The following is a 254-nucleotide window of genomic DNA, read 5'->3' as shown; positions in this document are numbered from 1 at the left end:
CCAAGGCTCTTGCCATCGCCCGCAGGCCCCAGTCCTGGACGGTCGCGATCGGCGCCAGAAAAGTTGATCTCTGTCGTATCCTGCGCAGCGACAATAAAACGCCCACGGCAAGCCTGCGCCGTGCGCCGGGAAAAACCCGACATGATGGCCTCGGGCGTCACTTGGGACGATCCCAGAAACCGGTGCGCGGCGATCTCCCCTGCTCGATCGCCGCTCATCTTGCGCACGACAACGCAGCCGCTGCGCACGATGTC

The 254-nt window shown here is 64.6% G+C and carries 1 pseudogene; it reads right to left on the bottom strand.

What is annotated here, in order from left to right:
• Positions 1-254, bottom strand: a pseudogene (locus tag GSQ90_RS23340) (transposase); the annotation flags it as partial.

This window comes from Methylocapsa sp. S129 (assembly GCF_009765995.1).
Classification (GTDB): Bacteria; Pseudomonadota; Alphaproteobacteria; order Rhizobiales; family Beijerinckiaceae; genus Roseiarcus.
This window is presented reverse-complemented; position numbering and strand designations above follow the sequence as displayed.